The organism is Hathewaya massiliensis (genome assembly GCF_902143515.1).
Lineage (GTDB): Bacteria > Bacillota > Clostridia > Clostridiales > Clostridiaceae > Hathewaya > Hathewaya massiliensis.
In genome coordinates this window covers 20,945-37,070 of sequence record NZ_CABFVD010000009.1, presented here as the reverse complement: position 1 = coordinate 37,070, position 16,126 = coordinate 20,945, and the positions used below count along the sequence as shown (strand labels likewise).

Annotated in this window: 14 protein-coding genes; 11 read left to right on the top strand and 3 right to left on the bottom strand. The window is 30.0% G+C overall.

Annotated elements, in window-relative coordinates; translation table 11 throughout:
• Positions 1-106 precede the first annotated feature (106 nt).
• Complete coding sequence (pflA, locus tag FNZ64_RS14200) at positions 107-835, bottom strand: pyruvate formate-lyase-activating protein (protein WP_142415668.1); 729 nt, start codon at positions 833-835, stop codon at positions 107-109.
• Positions 836-906: 71 nt separating this feature from the next.
• The gene (gene pflB, locus FNZ64_RS14195; RefSeq protein ID WP_142415667.1) at positions 907-3,153 is read right to left on the bottom strand and encodes a formate C-acetyltransferase; all 2,247 of its coding nucleotides are present in this window, start codon (positions 3,151-3,153) and stop codon (positions 907-909) included.
• 552 nt (positions 3,154-3,705) lie between these two features.
• Between pflB and FNZ64_RS14190 the strand changes: the two genes are divergently transcribed.
• The 11 genes from FNZ64_RS14190 (at position 3,706) to FNZ64_RS14140 (ending at position 15,066) form a co-directional block, all read left to right on the top strand.
• A complete protein-coding gene (locus FNZ64_RS14190) occupies positions 3,706-4,539 on the top strand; it encodes a hypothetical protein (protein WP_142415666.1) in 834 nt (277 codons plus the stop codon).
• An 11-nt stretch (positions 4,540-4,550) separates the two neighbouring features.
• On the top strand, positions 4,551-5,330 hold the full coding sequence (locus tag FNZ64_RS14185) for a sugar phosphate isomerase/epimerase family protein (RefSeq protein ID WP_142415665.1): 780 nt from the start codon (positions 4,551-4,553) through the stop codon (positions 5,328-5,330).
• Between the two features lie 191 nt (positions 5,331-5,521).
• The gene (gene tig, locus FNZ64_RS14180) at positions 5,522-6,814 is read left to right on the top strand and encodes a trigger factor (RefSeq protein ID WP_142415664.1); all 1,293 of its coding nucleotides are present in this window, start codon (positions 5,522-5,524) and stop codon (positions 6,812-6,814) included.
• A 166-nt stretch (positions 6,815-6,980) separates the two neighbouring features.
• Positions 6,981-7,565: an ATP-dependent Clp endopeptidase proteolytic subunit ClpP gene (clpP, locus tag FNZ64_RS14175; protein ID WP_142415663.1), complete on the top strand. Its 585-nt coding sequence runs from the start codon at positions 6,981-6,983 to the stop codon at positions 7,563-7,565.
• 19 nt (positions 7,566-7,584) lie between these two features.
• Positions 7,585-8,877, top strand: a complete 1,293-nt coding sequence (gene clpX / locus FNZ64_RS14170) for an ATP-dependent Clp protease ATP-binding subunit ClpX (protein WP_142415662.1) — start codon at positions 7,585-7,587, stop codon at positions 8,875-8,877.
• A gap of 647 nt (positions 8,878-9,524) precedes the next feature.
• Entirely contained in the window at positions 9,525-11,858 is a 2,334-nt protein-coding gene (gene lon / locus FNZ64_RS14165; RefSeq protein WP_142415733.1) for an endopeptidase La, read from the top strand.
• Positions 11,848-12,441 (top strand): ribosome biogenesis GTP-binding protein YihA/YsxC, encoded by a 594-nt coding sequence (yihA, locus tag FNZ64_RS14160; RefSeq protein WP_142415661.1) that lies wholly within the window; start codon positions 11,848-11,850, stop codon positions 12,439-12,441. The genes lon and yihA overlap by 11 nt, the downstream gene beginning before the upstream one ends.
• A 193-nt stretch (positions 12,442-12,634) precedes the next feature.
• A complete protein-coding gene (locus FNZ64_RS14155) occupies positions 12,635-13,297 on the top strand; it encodes a hypothetical protein (RefSeq protein WP_142415660.1) in 663 nt (220 codons plus the stop codon).
• A gap of 26 nt (positions 13,298-13,323) precedes the next feature.
• Entirely contained in the window at positions 13,324-13,668 is a 345-nt protein-coding gene (locus FNZ64_RS14150) for a hypothetical protein (protein WP_142415659.1), read from the top strand.
• Positions 13,669-13,737: 69 nt separating this feature from the next.
• Entirely contained in the window at positions 13,738-14,010 is a 273-nt protein-coding gene (locus FNZ64_RS14145; RefSeq protein ID WP_142415658.1) for a hypothetical protein, read from the top strand.
• Positions 14,011-14,076: 66 nt separating this feature from the next.
• Positions 14,077-15,066: a hypothetical protein gene (locus FNZ64_RS14140; RefSeq protein ID WP_142415657.1), complete on the top strand. Its 990-nt coding sequence runs from the start codon at positions 14,077-14,079 to the stop codon at positions 15,064-15,066.
• 132 nt (positions 15,067-15,198) lie between these two features.
• On the opposite strand, the gene FNZ64_RS14135 is transcribed toward FNZ64_RS14140, so the two are convergent.
• On the bottom strand, positions 15,199-16,122 hold the full coding sequence (locus FNZ64_RS14135) for an FG-GAP repeat domain-containing protein (RefSeq protein WP_142415656.1): 924 nt from the start codon (positions 16,120-16,122) through the stop codon (positions 15,199-15,201).
• Positions 16,123-16,126 lie beyond the last annotated feature (4 nt).

Sequence of the window (16,126 nt, the reverse complement as noted above, 5' to 3'; positions counted from 1 at the left end):
CAGGGAAAAATAGATGCATAAAAGTTAGGGCTGTGTTAGAAAACAATGTCGATATGAAAGCCACTTCATATCAACAAAAATGTCTAACACAGCCATTTTAAAAGTATTATTTTTTTAGGTTTATAAGTTTAGATTCCAGATATTTTTGAAGTTCCTTTGTTTTTTCCTTGTCCATAGGGTGTAGATCTTTTAATTTATAAGGTATGTTTAACTGCTCGTATTTATGAGCGCCTATGGTATGATAAGGTAGCAATTCAACTCTCTCTACATTATCTATTGTATTAATTAATTCAGCTAATCTATCTAAGTGTTCCTCTGAGTCTGTAATTCCAGGAACTATAACATGTCTTACCCAAACTTTATTTTTAACTTTTTTCAAGGTCTTTAGAAATTTATTAAGCTCTTCCATACTATGGCCGGTTAGGTTTTTGAATCCTTCCTCATCTACATGCTTTAAATCAAGGAGTACCAGATCAGTATAGGTTAATATTTCTTCATAGTAATCAGAGATACCAATACCAGAAGTGTCTATTGTACTATGTATTCCTTTTTCTCTACATAATTTCAAGCACTGGATTAAAAATTCTGGTTGCATTAAAGGATCTCCACCAGAGAAGGTGACTCCACCGGAATTTTTAAAGTAAGGCCTAAATCTTTCTACTACCTTTATTAAGCTAGTAGGAGTATACTCCTTACCAGTAGATAATTTCCAAGTATCTGGATTGTGGCAGTATGAACAGCGTAAAGCACAACCTTGAAAAAATGCTATGGTTCTTATGCCAGGACCATCTAAAAGCCCCATACTTTCTATAGAATGAATAAATCCTTTTACCATAGAAGGCCCTCCTAAGTTTATATTAGGCTGTGTTAGATGAAAGTGTCTAGCACAGCCCTATATTAAATAAATTACATACAGTCATGGAATGTTCTGCTTATAACTTCTAATTGTTGCTCACGAGTTAATCTATTGAAGTGAACAGCATACCCAGATATCCTTATTGTTAAAGTTGGGTATTTTTCTGGATTTTCCATAGCATCTAAAAGAGTGTCTCTATTTAATACATTTACATTTAGGTGGAAAGCACTTTGTGCAAAATATCCATCAAGTACAGAAACTAAGTTATTTACTCTAGTTTTATCATCTTTTCCTAAAGCATCAGGTACTATAGAGAAAGTATTGGAGATTCCATCTTGACAGAAATCTTTGTATGGTATTTTAGCTACAGAGTTTAATGAAGCTAAAGCACCATTTTCATCTCTTCCGTGCATTGGATTTGCACCAGGTGCTAGAGGTTCACCAAGTTTTCTACCATCTGGAGTAGAACCTGTTTTCTTACCATAAACAACATTTGATGTAATAGTAAGAGCTGATAGTGAATGATCCGCATTTCTATAAGTTTCATGCTTTTTAAGTTCCTCAGAGAACTTTTTAACAACATATACAGCTATATCATCAACTCTATCATCATCATTTCCATACTTAGGGAAATCTCCTTCTATTTCAAAGTCAGTAGTTATACCTTCTTCATTTCTAATTGGCTTAACTTTAGCATATTTTATAGCACTTAAGGAGTCCGTAACCACAGATAAACCGGCTATACCAAAAGCCATAAATCTCTTAACATCAGTATCATGAAGAGCCATTTGGCCAGCTTCATATGCGTATTTATCATGCATATAGTGAATTGTATTCATGGTATCCACATATAATCCTGCTACATATTCCATAACCTTTTTAAAGTTGCACATAACTTTATTAAAATCTAAAACTTCATCTTCAATTTTTTCAATGCCTGGTACCACAAGTTCTAAGCTACCATCTTTAGCCTTTTTAACTTCATCATATCCACCATTAATTGCATATAACAATGATTTTGCAAGATTAGCTCTAGCACCAAAGAATTGCATCCTCTTACCAATTTCCATAGCAGAAACGCAACATGCAATACCATAGTCATCACCATATACTGGTCTCATAATATCATCATTTTCATATTGAATTGAATCAGTTTCAATAGACATCTTAGCACAATATTTTTTAAATCCTTCAGGTAACTTTTCAGACCAAAGTACAGTTATATTTGGTTCTGGTGCTGGTCCTAAAGTAGTTAAAGTGTGAATGAATCTAAAAGAAGTTTTAGTAACTAATGGTTTTCCATTCATTCCAACTCCTGCAATTGATTCAGTAATCCAAGTTGGGTCCCCTGCAAATAAATCGTTGTATTCAGGAGTTCTAAGGTGTCTTACAAGTCTTAATTTAATTACAAATTGATCTATAAGCTCTTGAGCTTCAGCTTCTGTTATTTTTCCTTCTCTTAAGTCTTTTTCAATAAAACAATCTAAGAAAGTAGTAGTTCTTCCTAGGGAAGTTGCAGCACCATTATTTTCTTTTACAGCTGCTAAATATCCAAAATATAAGAATTGAACTGCTTCTTTAGCATTCTTAGCAGGTTCAGATATATCTATACCATAAGACATAGTCATGTCTTTCATAGCTTTCATAGCTCTTATTTGCTCTGAAACTTCTTCCCTTTTTCTAATTAATTCTTCTAGAGCAAGCCCTTTAAGATTTTTTAAATCATTTTTCTTTTGTTCTATTAAAAAGTCCATACCATATAGTGCTATTCTTCTATAGTCACCTATAATTCTTCCTCTTCCATAGGCATCAGGAAGTCCAGTTAAAAGACCTACATGTCTTGCAACTCTAGCTCCTTCAGTGTAAGCATCAAATACACCTTGATTGTGAGTTTTTCTATATTTATTAAAATATTTACTAATATCTTCATTTAATTCATATCCGTAGGCTTTAAGAGATTGTTCAACCATTCTCATGCCACCATAAGGATTTACTATTCTCTTTAGAGGGGCATCAGTTTGAAGTCCAACTATAACCTCATTTTCCCTATCTATATAACCTGGAGCAAAGTTATTTATACCTGAAACTTCATTTGTTTCAATATCAATAACACCTTTTTTTATTTCTTCTATAATTAATTGATGTGACTTTTCCCAAATCCTTTTAGTCTTTTCAGTTGCATCCACTAAAAAACTTTCATTACCTTCGTATAGATTATAGTTTTTTTCGATAAAATCCTTAACATTTACTTCGTTTTTCCAAAGATCACCATTGAAACCTTCCCATTGCTTAAACATGAAAAAACCCTCCTAATTTTTATTGGAACGGATACATATACTAAAAATAAAACTATATATAATAGGTTAATAAGTTTTAAGAATATATTTTTAAAACTTTAATTAAACTAACAATGCCAGTAAAAATATAGAATAAAAGTCGTATAATAGTTAATGAAACTCCATTCCATAATACAATATGATTATACAACATTTTAAAACTTTTGTTAATAATAAATTAGTTAATTATATAAATAAACTTTCATCTATGGACTATTTAATGTATTTAAGACCTTACTAATTTTATTAGATGCTACCAATTGTAATATTCACATCTTTTCAAAGTCTTAGTCTTACATTACTTTATAAGCATTCCTAAATTTAAAGAGAGAAAAAATTCTTTGTGAGGTTTAGAAAGTTTTTTTGTTGTAATTTTATGAGGATTATTAGAAAATAAAGAAAAATTATGGCGAATATTTAAATAAAAACTTTTGGGATAATACAACTGCTATTTTTAATTATTTGAGTTATAATATTATAGTACAGAAAATATGTTAACAGGAGGGAGTGTAGTTGAAAAAACCTAGTATATTTAGTAAGGATTATGAAAAAAAGTTAAGAAAGATTAGGCGAAGAAAAATTATATTTTGGGTTGTGGTAATAGTTGTCATAATTATATTAGGAGTACTAATTATAAAACCTTCATATATAAAGGATAATGGGAACTTACTTAAAAATGTATTTAAAGGTCACAATAGTACTGAAGAAAAAATCTCTAAGAATATAGAGGGTAATAACAAAAATAAAATAGAAGCAAAAAATGATGTAATTAAGGAAAAGGAGATTAAGAAGGAACCTAAAGTTGAAGAAAAAAAGATTCATAATATAGAATTTAAATTAAAAGATGATTTAAAAATTAGGAGTAAGGTAGAAGAAATAAAAGGAGAAAAAACATTTAAAGAAATTGAAAAAATAGATGAATTAGAATATATACTAAGTAAAGATAAAAAATCATCTTTAATTTTTAATAATAAGCTTAAAGATATGTATTTGATTTATGTAGATGGAAAGTCTACAGAGATTACAAGAAAAATTCATTACACAAATAAAGGAGCCAAAATAGATAAAGATAAGTGGATGACCTCAGATCCTAATTTTATATGGGTTGAAAAACCAAGGCTTTTTAATGAAAAGGTATTCTATTTAAGTAAACTTCCTAACTTATCTAATAAATACCGTTATTTTATTTGGGTGTATGACATTAAAAGTAACTCTCATTATTATTTAAAAGATGGTAGATTAAGAGGATATGAAGCTAACTTTGGAAATATTAAAGATAATAAATTAGAAGTGAATTTAGATGGTAAGAAATATCTTTTAAGTGAAGATGGGAGTATTTCAAATTAAGGGGAGATTATATGGATATAGGTTTATCTTCTGCTAATTTTTATCCTGAAGTAAATACAGAGGATAGCATAGGTATTATGAAAAGCTTAGGTTTTAACTTTGGTGAAATTTTTATAAATACCCCTTCAGAATATAGTGAAGAATTTTTATATAAATTAAATAGTGAAAAAGAAGAGCATGATTTTGAAATACTATCCCTTCACGCCTTTTGTGCTACCTTTGAATTTTATCTTTTCGATTCATACGAAAGAAGAAGAAAGGATATGATAGAATATTTTAAAAGGCATTGTGAATTTGCAAGGAGGGTTGGGGCTAAGTACTACACTTTTCATGGTATGAAATCTACTGCTTTAAATAGTAAAAAGCTAAAATTAATAGGGGAAGTTTACGAAGAATTATCTTATATAGCTCTTGAAAATAATATAAAACTTGCACAGGAGAATGTAGCTTGGTGTCAGTCAGGGGATTTAGAGTTTCTAAAGTTTTTAAAAGAGGAGATAAAAAATCCAGTATATTTTACTTTAGATATAAAACAAGCTTATAAAGCTAATTTATCACCTTATAAATATCTTAAGGTTATGGGGGATAGGCTAGTTAATATCCACATAAATGATAAAGATAAAAATAACACTTGCTTATTACCTGGTACAGGAGAGGTTGACTTTAAACTCTTCTTAGACAGGTTAAAGAAAATGGGGTATAATGGTAGAGCAATCATAGAAGTTTATAGAGAAAATTTTTCTTCTTATGAGGAACTTTTAAAAGCTAAGGAATACCTAGAGCATATTTAGAAAGTTTAAATTATATATTAAAAATATTAAATAAGAACAATTTTTAATTGTAAAAACCTTAGTAAATAGTATATAATTAAAGAAGTGCTTAATATTAGGAAGAATATATGTATATAGTTGTATGAATTCTATACCTATGTTATAATAACTTAGTTAGAATATGGATTCATATTAGTAGGAGGAGTATAAGGATGAACGTTAAAGTTGAAAAGAAAGAAAAAAATATTATAGAGCTTGAAATTACAGTTGGAGCTGAAAAATTTAATGAAGCAATGAAAAAAGCTTACGCTAAAAATGTAAAGAAATTCAACATACCAGGATTTAGAAAAGGAAAAGCTCCTATGCAAATCATAAAAAAATTCTATGGCGAAGGTGTTTTTTATGAAGATGCTATAAATTACTGTTGTGATGATACATATCCAAAAGCAATATCTGAAAATAACATAAAGCCAGTAGACTACCCACAAATCGACATAGTTCAAATTGGAGAAGGAAAAGACTTCATATATAAAGCAGAAGTTTCTACTTATCCAGAGGTTGAACTTGCAGAGTACAAGGGTGTTGAGGTAAAAGAAATTTCTTATGAGGTAACTGAAGAAGAAGTACAAGAAAGATTAAAATCTGTTCAAGACAGCAATGCAAGAATAGAAGAAAAGAAAGATGGCGCTGTTGAAAAGGGAGACATAGCTGTAATAGATTTTAAAGGATATGTGGATGGAGCTGCTTTTGAAGGTGGAGAAGCTAAGGATTATGAGCTTGAAATAGGTTCTGGTTCTTTCATAGATAATTTTGAAGATCAATTAGTTGGTTTAAAAATAGGAGAAGAAAAAGAAGTAGTAGTTAATTTCCCAGAAGAATATGGTAGAGAAGATTTAAATGGTAAAGAAGCTAAATTTGAAGTTAAAATAAATAACATTAAGTTTAAAGAATTACCAGCTTTAGATGATGAATTTGCAAAGGAAGTTTCTGAATTTGAAACTTTAGAAGCATATAAAGAAGATTTAGTAAAACAAATGAAGGAAATCAACGATTTTAGAGCTAAAAAAGAATTAGAAGAAGCTGTTATAGATAAAGTATGTGAAAATGCAAAAATGGAAATCCCAGAAGTTATGATAGAAAAAGAAATAGATATGATGCTAAAAGATCTTGAAATGAGATTAAAGTATCAAGGATTAGACTTAGAAGCATATTATGAATATACAAACAACACAGAAGAAAAAGTAAGAGAATTCATGAGAGAAAATGCTGAAAAGAGAGTTAAAACTGAACTTGTAATAAGTAAAATAGCTGAAATTGAGAAAATAGAAGCTACTGAAGAAGAAATAAATGAAAAAGCTAAAGAAATGGCTAAGCAATATGGAGAAGAAAATATTGAAAAGACAGCAGAATTAATAGCTAAGTCACAAGGAAATCTATTAAAAATAGATATCGTTAATGAAAAAGTTATTGATATGTTAGTTAAAGATAGTAAGACAATTGCTTAGTAAATATTAATCAAGTTAATTAGGGTTGCCAGAAAAATATTCTGGCAACTTTTAAAAAATAAAGAAATTTTGTTAAAAATGATAAAATTTTAATAAAACTTAAATTATTGGTCAATAATTTAATTATTAGTGAATTTTGCTATATAATTAAAGGAGGGGAATAAAAATGAGTTTAGTACCAGTTGTAGTAGAGCAAACAAGCAGAGGAGAAAGATCTTACGATATTTTTTCAAGATTATTAAAGGATAGGATAATCTTTTTAGGAGAACAAGTAACTGATGTTTCAGCTAATTTAATTGTAGCTCAATTATTATTCTTAGAATCAGAAGACCCAGATAAAGATATTTATCTTTATATAAATAGTCCAGGAGGTTCCATAACAGCAGGTATGGCTATTTATGATACAATGCAATATATAAAACCTGATGTATCAACAATTTGTATTGGTATGGCAGCATCAATGGGATCATTCCTTCTTACAGCAGGAGCTAAAGGAAAGAGATTTGCACTGCCAAATAGTGAGATAATGATTCACCAACCATTAGGTGGATTCCAAGGGCAAGCAACAGATATCGATATACATGCAAAACGTATATTAAAGATAAAAGATACTTTAAATCAAATCTTAAGTGAAAGAACAGGTCAGCCCTTAGAGAAGATTAAACAAGATGTTGAAAGAGATTATTTTATGACTGCACAAGAAGCAAAAGAATATGGGTTAATTGATGATGTTATAATAGATAAGAAATAAGCCTTAGTGAGGTGTAGAGATGGCGAAATTTGATGACAAGAAACAGCTAAAGTGCTCCTTTTGTGGTAAGGGTCAGGAAGAAGTAAAAAGATTAATAGCAGGTCCTGGTGTCTATATTTGTGATGAATGTATAGAGTTATGTTCAGAAATAATCGCAGATGAGTTAGATGAAGGAGTAGATATTGATCTTGAAAATCTTCCAAAGCCTTCTCAAATAAAAGAGTATTTAGACCAATATGTAGTAGGGCAAGAAGGGGCAAAGAAATCTCTTGCTGTTGCTGTATACAATCATTACAAAAGAATTAGTTCCAATGTAAGCATGGAGGATGTAGAGCTTCAAAAGAGTAATATATTATTACTAGGACCTACAGGTTCAGGAAAAACTCTACTTGCACAAACTCTTGCAAAACTTTTAAATGTACCTTTTGCTATTGCAGATGCTACAACATTAACTGAGGCTGGTTATGTTGGAGAAGATGTTGAAAACATCTTGCTTAAATTAATTCAAAATGCAGATTACGATATTGAAAGAGCAGAAAAAGGTATAATTTATATTGATGAAATTGATAAAATTGCTAGAAAGTCTGAAAATCCATCTATTACTAGAGACGTATCTGGAGAAGGGGTTCAACAGGCTTTGCTTAAGATATTAGAAGGAACTGTTGCAGCTGTTCCACCACAAGGTGGTAGAAAGCATCCTCATCAAGAATTTATTCAAATAAATACATCAAATATATTATTTATATGTGGTGGTGCTTTTGCTGGAGTAGATAAGATTATAGAAAAGAGAACTAGAAAGACTTCTATAGGTTTTGGATCTGAAGTTAAATCAAAGTCTGAAAAAGATGTTGGAGAATTATTAAAGGATATTATGCCTGGAGATCTTTTGAAATTTGGTTTAATACCTGAATTTGTAGGAAGGCTTCCAATTATAGTTACTTTAGAATCTCTAAAGGAAGAGGCACTTGTTAGAATATTAAAAGAGCCTAAGAATTCACTTGTAAAACAATATACAAAGTTATTTGAAATGGATAATGTAATGCTAGAGTTTAAAGAAGAAGCACTTATATCCATTGCAAAGGAAGCTATAGATAGGAATACAGGTGCAAGAGGACTTAGAGCTATAATAGAAGAAACTATGAAAGATATAATGTTTGAGATTCCTTCAGATGAAAGCATTGAAAAGGTAATTATTACTGAGGATACAATTAAAGATAAAAAACCTAAGTTAGAAATTGCTGAAGGTGGAATTAGAACACCTATAGTAAAACCTAGGAAAAAGAAAGAGCTAAAAGGACCAGAAACAGCTTAGTCTGATGACTAGCTGCTCTAAACTCTCATATTATTTAAATTGGGAGTAAAGAGTTCCTCTGAAACTAAGAACTCTGTTTACAATAGATTTAGTGGGTGAGAAAATATTCTCACCCTTTTTATTTAATATTTTTACCCTATGACTAGTGGCTCTAATACTTCCATTTTATTCAAAGTGGCATCGAAGGGCGGCTATGCACCTGAATAAGGATTTCTAAGTATATGAAATTTAAAACTTGGAAAGAATACAGAATAGTTAAGAATATAGAATAAAAATATATTATTATTGGGAAAGTTCTAGAAGTAGACTAAAATTATAATAACGAGGTATAAATTTTAAAGATAATATTGAAAGTTAATTGAAAAAGTATACTTTTATAGGTATAATGTATTAGTCAAAGTGTTTAGTTTTAATTTAAAATAGAAATTATATTTCAAGTTATCTTAGGACTATCTGCTCTAAAATGCTATTATCTTATTTAAAGTGTAATTAGAGGCAGTAAGGTCTATGGATAAGGAGTTATAAGCTTCATGATGGGCAAAATTCACTCTAAAGTGGAAAACTCTGTTTATATAAATTGATTATTTACTTAGGTGTAGTTAGGGGGAGAAGAATTGGAAAAAAAATCAGAAAAAAACACAGTAGAAATAGAGAATACAAATAAAGTTATGGCCATGATACCATTAAGAGGAATTACAGTATTCCCTAATATGGTTATACATTTTGATGTTGGAAGAGAAAAGTCAATTAAAGCTTTAGAAGAGGCTATGGTAAAAGACCAAGAAATATTTCTTGTAAGTCAAAGGGCAGCAAAGACAGAAGAACCTGATGAAGAGGATGTATATAAGGTTGGTTCTGTTTGTATAATTAAGCAATTATTAAAACTACCTGGTGATACTGTTAGGGTATTGGTAGAAGGTAAATATAAAGCTAAAATACTTAACTATGAACAAAAAGAACCTTTCTTTAAAGTTAATATAAAGGAAATAGAAGATGTGTATTCAAAGGAAGAAGTAGAAATGGAAGCTATGATACGATTAGTAGAAACTTCTTTTGAAGAATATGTTAAGTTATCTGGAAGTGTATCTACTGAATCTGTACTTACTCTTGAGGAAATGGAGGAAGAGGGCAGATTTGCAGATAGTATAGCTTCATATTTAATATTAAAAAATGAAGATAAACAAGAGCTTCTACAAATTGAAGATGTATACGATAGATTAGAAAAGCTTTTAAAATTAATACTAAATGAAAATGAAGTTTTAAAGGTTGAGAAGAAAATAGGTCTTAAGGTTAAAAGTAAAATTGAAAAATCTCAAAAAGAATATTTTTTAAGAGAACAGCTTAAAGCAATACAGGAAGAATTAGGAGAAGAGGACGAAGAAACTAAAGAGATAGAGGAATATGAGAAAAAAATTAGAAAAGCAAAACTTCCTACAGATGTAAAAGAAAAAGCTCTTTACGAACTTAATAGATTAAAATTATCTGGAGGTTATTCCTCAGAAGCTTCTATTATAAGAACTTATTTAGATTGGGTACTAGATCTTCCATGGAACAAAGTAACTAAGGATACTTTAGATATTAAAAAGGCTAGAGAAATCTTAGACCAAGATCATCATGGACTTGAAGATGTTAAGGAGAGGGTTATAGAGTACTTAGCAGTTAGAAAAAGAAGTCCTAAGTTAAATGCACCAATTTTATGTTTTGTAGGGCCACCAGGGGTTGGTAAAACTTCTATTGCAAAGTCCATAGCAAAATCAGTAAACAGAAGTTTTGTTAGGATGTCTTTAGGTGGAGTTAGGGATGAGGCTGAAATTAGAGGCCATAGAAGAACCTATGTAGGAGCAATTCCGGGAAGAGTTATATATGGAATGAAACAGGCTAAGTCTAAAAATCCACTATTTTTATTAGATGAAATAGATAAAATGAGCAATGATTTCAGAGGAAATCCTGCAGATGCTCTATTAGAGGTTTTAGATGCAGAACAAAATTCAACTTTTAGAGATCACTATTTAGAATTAGATTTTGACCTTTCAAAGGTAATGTTTGTAACTACTGCAAACACATTGGACACTATACCAAGACCATTATTAGATAGAATGGAGATTATAGAAGTTTCAGGGTACACCTTTGATGAAAAGTTAAATATTGCAACTAAATATTTAATTCCAAAATCTCTAAAGGAACACAATGTAGATAATGGAGTTATAAATATTTCCGATGCTTCAATAAAGGTTATTATTGAAAATTATACAAGAGAATCAGGAGTTAGAAATCTAGAGAGAACATTATCTTCTGTAATTAGAAAAGCTATAACTGAATTAGAGGATAAAAAGAAGGAAAACCTAAATATTACAGTAAATCATGTTAGAAAATATTTAGGACCAGAAATATTTACTTATGATGCTATAGATAAGGAAGATAAGGTTGGAGTGGTTACAGGACTTGCTTGGACAGCATATGGTGGAGACACACTACCTGTTGAAGTAACCACAATGAAGGGAAATGGAAAGTTGCAGCTTACAGGTAAGCTTGGCGAGGTAATGCAAGAGTCTGCAAAAACTGCCTATAGTTATGTAAGAGGAAATGCTTTAGAATTTGGAATTAGGGAAGATTTTTATAAGGATACGGATATCCATATTCATGTACCTGAAGGGGCAGTGCCTAAAGATGGACCTTCTGCTGGAATAACCATGGTAACAGCATTAGTATCAGCTTTAAGTGGAAGGAAAGTTAAACATAACGTGGCAATGACAGGAGAGGTCACCTTAGTTGGTAGAGTACTTCCAATAGGTGGACTTAAAGAAAAAGCCTTATCTGCTTATAGAGCAGGCATAGATACAATTATAATACCAAAGGAAAATGAGAAGCATATTAATAAGATTCCCGCAGCAATAAAAAATAGAATTGATTTTATAACTGTAAGCAATGCTAAGGAAGTAATTAATAATGCTTTAATTGGAGAGAATAAATATGAGAATTAAACAAGCTGAGTTTATGTCTTCTGCAGTAACATCAAAACAATACCCTGAGGGGAATACATTTGAGGTTGCTTTTGTTGGAAGATCTAATGTAGGAAAATCTTCTTTAATAAATACCTTAACTAATAGAAGAAAATTAGTTAAAGTTAGTGGAGTTCCAGGAAAGACTAGACTAATAAATTTCTTTTTAATAAATAACAAATATCACTTTGTTGATTTACCAGGGTACGGCTATGCCAAGGTATCTAAGACAGAAAAACAAAAGTGGGGCAAAATCATGGAAGAGTATCTTGTAAATAGGAAAAACCTAAAAAAGATAATTCTTCTAGTAGATTCAAGACATAAACCTACGGAAGATGATGTCCTAATGTATGAGTGGATAAATCACTTTAACATAGAACCTATTATAGTTGCAACTAAAATAGATAAACTTAAAAGAAATGAAATAAGTAAAAATCTTAAAATTATAAGGGAAACCTTAAACTTACCGCAGGAACAAAATATATTTCAATTTTCATCCTTAAAGAAACTTGGAGTAGATGAAGTTATAGAGGAAATTTTTAAGGGTGTTGAAGTAGATGAGTAAATTAATTAAGCATAGAGCCATAGGGTATTAGAATATCCTATGGCTCTTATTATTTTTTTTTTTTATTAATTTTTTTATTATCTTTTGTGTCAAAAGTTTATGTAGAGAATAGTATGTAGTATAAGGCTTAAGAAAAGCCTAGAACAAAAGAAAAAAATTTAAGGAATAAAATCTTCTGAAAGGGGGAAAGTCCATGGATCTAAACAGTATGTTAAATCAATTTATGTGTGATGGGAATATAGACGAAGATGCAGTAAACAGAATGATGAATGGTTTTTCAGGTGGCGGCTTTGGAAGTATAGGTTTAATTATACTCTTTATTATACTACTATGTTGCTGTTGTAGTGGAGGTTACGGACAAGGCTTAGGCTCACCATTTGGAAACTTGTTTGGATTTGGAGGTCGTAATCAAGGACCATATCCACAACCTTATCCAAACTACGGATATAACAATGAAAATTGTTATACAGAATGTTGTTGCAAATGTGAACCATGTAACAAATTTAATCCTTGTGATGATAGTGGATGTGATTGTTGTTGTTCTAGGAAAAAACGGAAAAAATGCAGAAAAGCTTGGAGAAAATATAAAAAATATCGCTGTGAATGTCAATGTGATTGTGAGCCAGAGTTTGATTGCTGTGACTCATGCTGCGAATGCTGTAATGATTGCTTAAATCAAGAACAACCTCAATATTTACCACCGCCTTACAACCCTTATGGTTGCGGTATAGGTGGCTTTGGAGGAATATGGTGCATTATTATAATCCTAATAATATTTTGTTGCTGTAGTGGAGGAGGATTTGGAAGTTTTCTAGGAGACGGTCTATTTAGACGAGGAAAAGAGTGTTGTAATTAAATTTTAAATTAAAAGGGGGAAATTTTATGTCAAGATGTCATTGTAAGTGTAAAAAAGTTTGTAAACATTCATGTGAACCAATGTATATGCAACCAACTTATGTAGAACCAGCTTATACAGCTCCAAACTATGTATCACCAGCTTATGCAGGACCAGGGTGTGGAAATCAAGGGATTTTAGGAGCTAGTAAAGGATGTTGTAGTTTTTCATGCTTTATAATTCTAATATTAATATTACTTCAATTTAATGGTGAGAGAAGAGGACATTGTGATGATGACTGTTCATTAGGAGGACGCGAAAGAGGTATAGATAAAGGTATAATCTTTATTATAGCACTTTACTATCTATCTTGCTGCAGTCCATGTGCTTAATATAATTTAAAAGAATAAGAGTTTTATGAAAATATAGAGTAAATTTTAAAATAGAGAGGAGTGTTTTATATGTCAAGATGTTGCTGTAAACGCAGAATGGATAGCAATCCTTATGTTATGCCAGTTATGGGCACAGGAGTAGCACCAGCAGGTGTAGGGAATAGTTGCTGTAATTTTCCATGCTTTATAATATTAATATTAATATTATTGCAATTTGGAAAAAAAGATCGTTTATTCGGCGAAGGATCCGATGATGATTGCAATAGATCATTTGGGATAGATAAAGGTATATTGTTTATCATAGCACTTTACTATTTATCATGCTGTAATCCTTGTGCTTAATTAAGAAATTTTAAATAAGGGGGGCTTACAGCCCTCCTTATTTAATAAATTTAGAGAGGTGATATAATGTCAAAGCGAAAAAAGCATAAAAAGTATGAAAAGTATGAAAAAGAAAGAAGGTATATGGAGAACCAAAATCCTAATAGTATGCAAGACCAAAATATTAACGGATATAATATGATGAATAATATGATGCAAAATCAAAACAACCAACATAATATAAATAATGAAAGTTACAATAATAGTTCAGAAAATATGGGCAACTTTGGCGGTCCTAATAACAATCCTAATAATGATATTAATAATATGAATAATAATATGAATAATAATATGAATAATAGAAACATGATGAATAATATGATGAATAACATGATGCCCAATATGATGCCAAATATAATGGGTAATATGGTAAATGGAATAATGAATGGAAACGGACCTGTACAGGGCAATGGAAACATAACAAACAATCCTTTAGGTTGGTTTATGCAAAATTTAACACAGAATCCCTTACTTCAAGTTTTGACAAACTTAGATTTTAATATATTATCGAAGTTATTAGGTGGAAATAAAAAAGAAAAAGTTTCAATGCAAGGTCAGAAAGTTGAAGATAGTTTTACAGAAATACTAAAGAATTTAAATGAAAGTGATATAGGTGATTTAGTTAAAAATGTAGACCAAGAACAGGTTAAGGATATATTAAGCCAATTAAATCTTCATACACCAAGAAAGGCAAATGAGGATAAAGATAAAAAAGAAGATAATAAAGTAGTTAACTTTGAACATATTTATAAGGATAATAATAATATAAAAATTGGAGAAAAAGTATATCCATCTTCAAAAATTTTAAATATAGTAAGCTCGCTTTTAAGTGGAGAAGATATGGAATTTTTAGAGGAAATAGTGAAAGTTTATGACAGACACTATGAAGAGTATTATGAAGAAGAACAAGAACCTGAGAGGATTAAGGAAGTAGAGGTAGTAAAAGAAAATATGGAAATGAAAGAAGCAGAGGACTTAATACAAGATGTATATGTAGAAGAAGTAAAGGTAAATTAAAATTTTAAAATAGGCCTTAGATTTTAAGTTAATAGAAAGTTAATCTATAAAAACCTTATGAGTGTTTTGTAAAGATTGTATAAAAACTCCAAGAGGAAACATAAAAGGATATAAAAGGACCCTATGGTCCTTTTATATTTTCTTTTGAAAGTAATATGCCTTATATTTGTGTTCCTTATCATTGGAATCTTTTTCACGTCTCAAGTTTACTTGAAAAGTTATTTGAGTATCCTTTCCTTCCATGGTACCTTTAAAGTTTAATATCCATTTTAAATTAAGTAAATTTCCATCTTTATCACATTCTACATCTTCAAAAGAAGCATCTTGGAATTTAAACTTATAGCCACTATTTTTTTCTTTAAATATAGGTGTAATTAAACTTTCATTTATGTTTGATACTACCCTTTCTTTTATATTATCATCATCATCTTCTTTAATAAATAAAGTAATAATATCACGTATAAGTTCAGAACCTAAAAAGTTTTTTGGATTATTATAATTAAATTCTAAGAGTTTCCCATTAACTAGCATATAGTTTTTTAAAAAGATTTCTTCGTTATAGTAGTTTCCACATAAAAACTTTGGGGTCTGGTTACTTTTAGTATCAATAAAACCCAAGATGTTGTTTTTGGAACTAAATATGTTTTCAAAATTTCCTTTATCAAAAGAAAATATGTGTGATATAGGTGCTTCTTTTTCGTTACCTTGAATAATTATTTCAGGAACATTATCCCTGTTAATGTCTTTTAAAGTTACATTCATGGGCCAGAAGTCATAATGTGTTCCTAAAGTATTTAAATTTTTGCTAGGATCTAATTGATATGTTTTATCCTTGGTGTTTACTTGTAGATAATACTTATCTTTATTTCTTTTGATATATAATATATCTTTTTTACCATCTCCTGTTAGATCCTTTTGAATAATTTCATTCTTGTCTACCATACTAAAAGTAGTCCTAGTATTATTTCTAAATAAGGTATACAAAATAAAAACTGCGCTTAAAACAAAAATTATGGAAAATAAGGTTTTAAAATTTAAAGAATTCCTTAATTTCATGTAA

Excerpts from the sequence above, each read along its gene's own strand:
- pflA (WP_142415668.1), bottom strand. The coding sequence starts at position 835 with ATGGTAAAAGGATTTATTCATTCTATAGAAAGTATGGGGCTTTTAGAT.
- pflB (WP_142415667.1), bottom strand. The coding sequence starts at position 3,153 with ATGTTTAAGCAATGGGAAGGTTTCAATGGTGATCTTTGGAAAAACGAA.
- FNZ64_RS14185 (WP_142415665.1), top strand. The coding sequence starts at position 4,551 with ATGGATATAGGTTTATCTTCTGCTAATTTTTATCCTGAAGTAAATACA.
- tig (WP_142415664.1), top strand. The coding sequence starts at position 5,522 with ATGAACGTTAAAGTTGAAAAGAAAGAAAAAAATATTATAGAGCTTGAA.
- clpP (WP_142415663.1), top strand. The coding sequence starts at position 6,981 with ATGAGTTTAGTACCAGTTGTAGTAGAGCAAACAAGCAGAGGAGAAAGA.
- clpX (WP_142415662.1), top strand. The coding sequence starts at position 7,585 with ATGGCGAAATTTGATGACAAGAAACAGCTAAAGTGCTCCTTTTGTGGT.
- yihA (WP_142415661.1), top strand. The coding sequence starts at position 11,848 with ATGAGAATTAAACAAGCTGAGTTTATGTCTTCTGCAGTAACATCAAAA.
- FNZ64_RS14155 (WP_142415660.1), top strand. The coding sequence starts at position 12,635 with ATGGATCTAAACAGTATGTTAAATCAATTTATGTGTGATGGGAATATA.
- FNZ64_RS14150 (WP_142415659.1), top strand. The coding sequence starts at position 13,324 with ATGTCAAGATGTCATTGTAAGTGTAAAAAAGTTTGTAAACATTCATGT.
- FNZ64_RS14145 (WP_142415658.1), top strand. The coding sequence starts at position 13,738 with ATGTCAAGATGTTGCTGTAAACGCAGAATGGATAGCAATCCTTATGTT.
- FNZ64_RS14140 (WP_142415657.1), top strand. The coding sequence starts at position 14,077 with ATGTCAAAGCGAAAAAAGCATAAAAAGTATGAAAAGTATGAAAAAGAA.
- FNZ64_RS14135 (WP_142415656.1), bottom strand. The coding sequence starts at position 16,122 with ATGAAATTAAGGAATTCTTTAAATTTTAAAACCTTATTTTCCATAATT.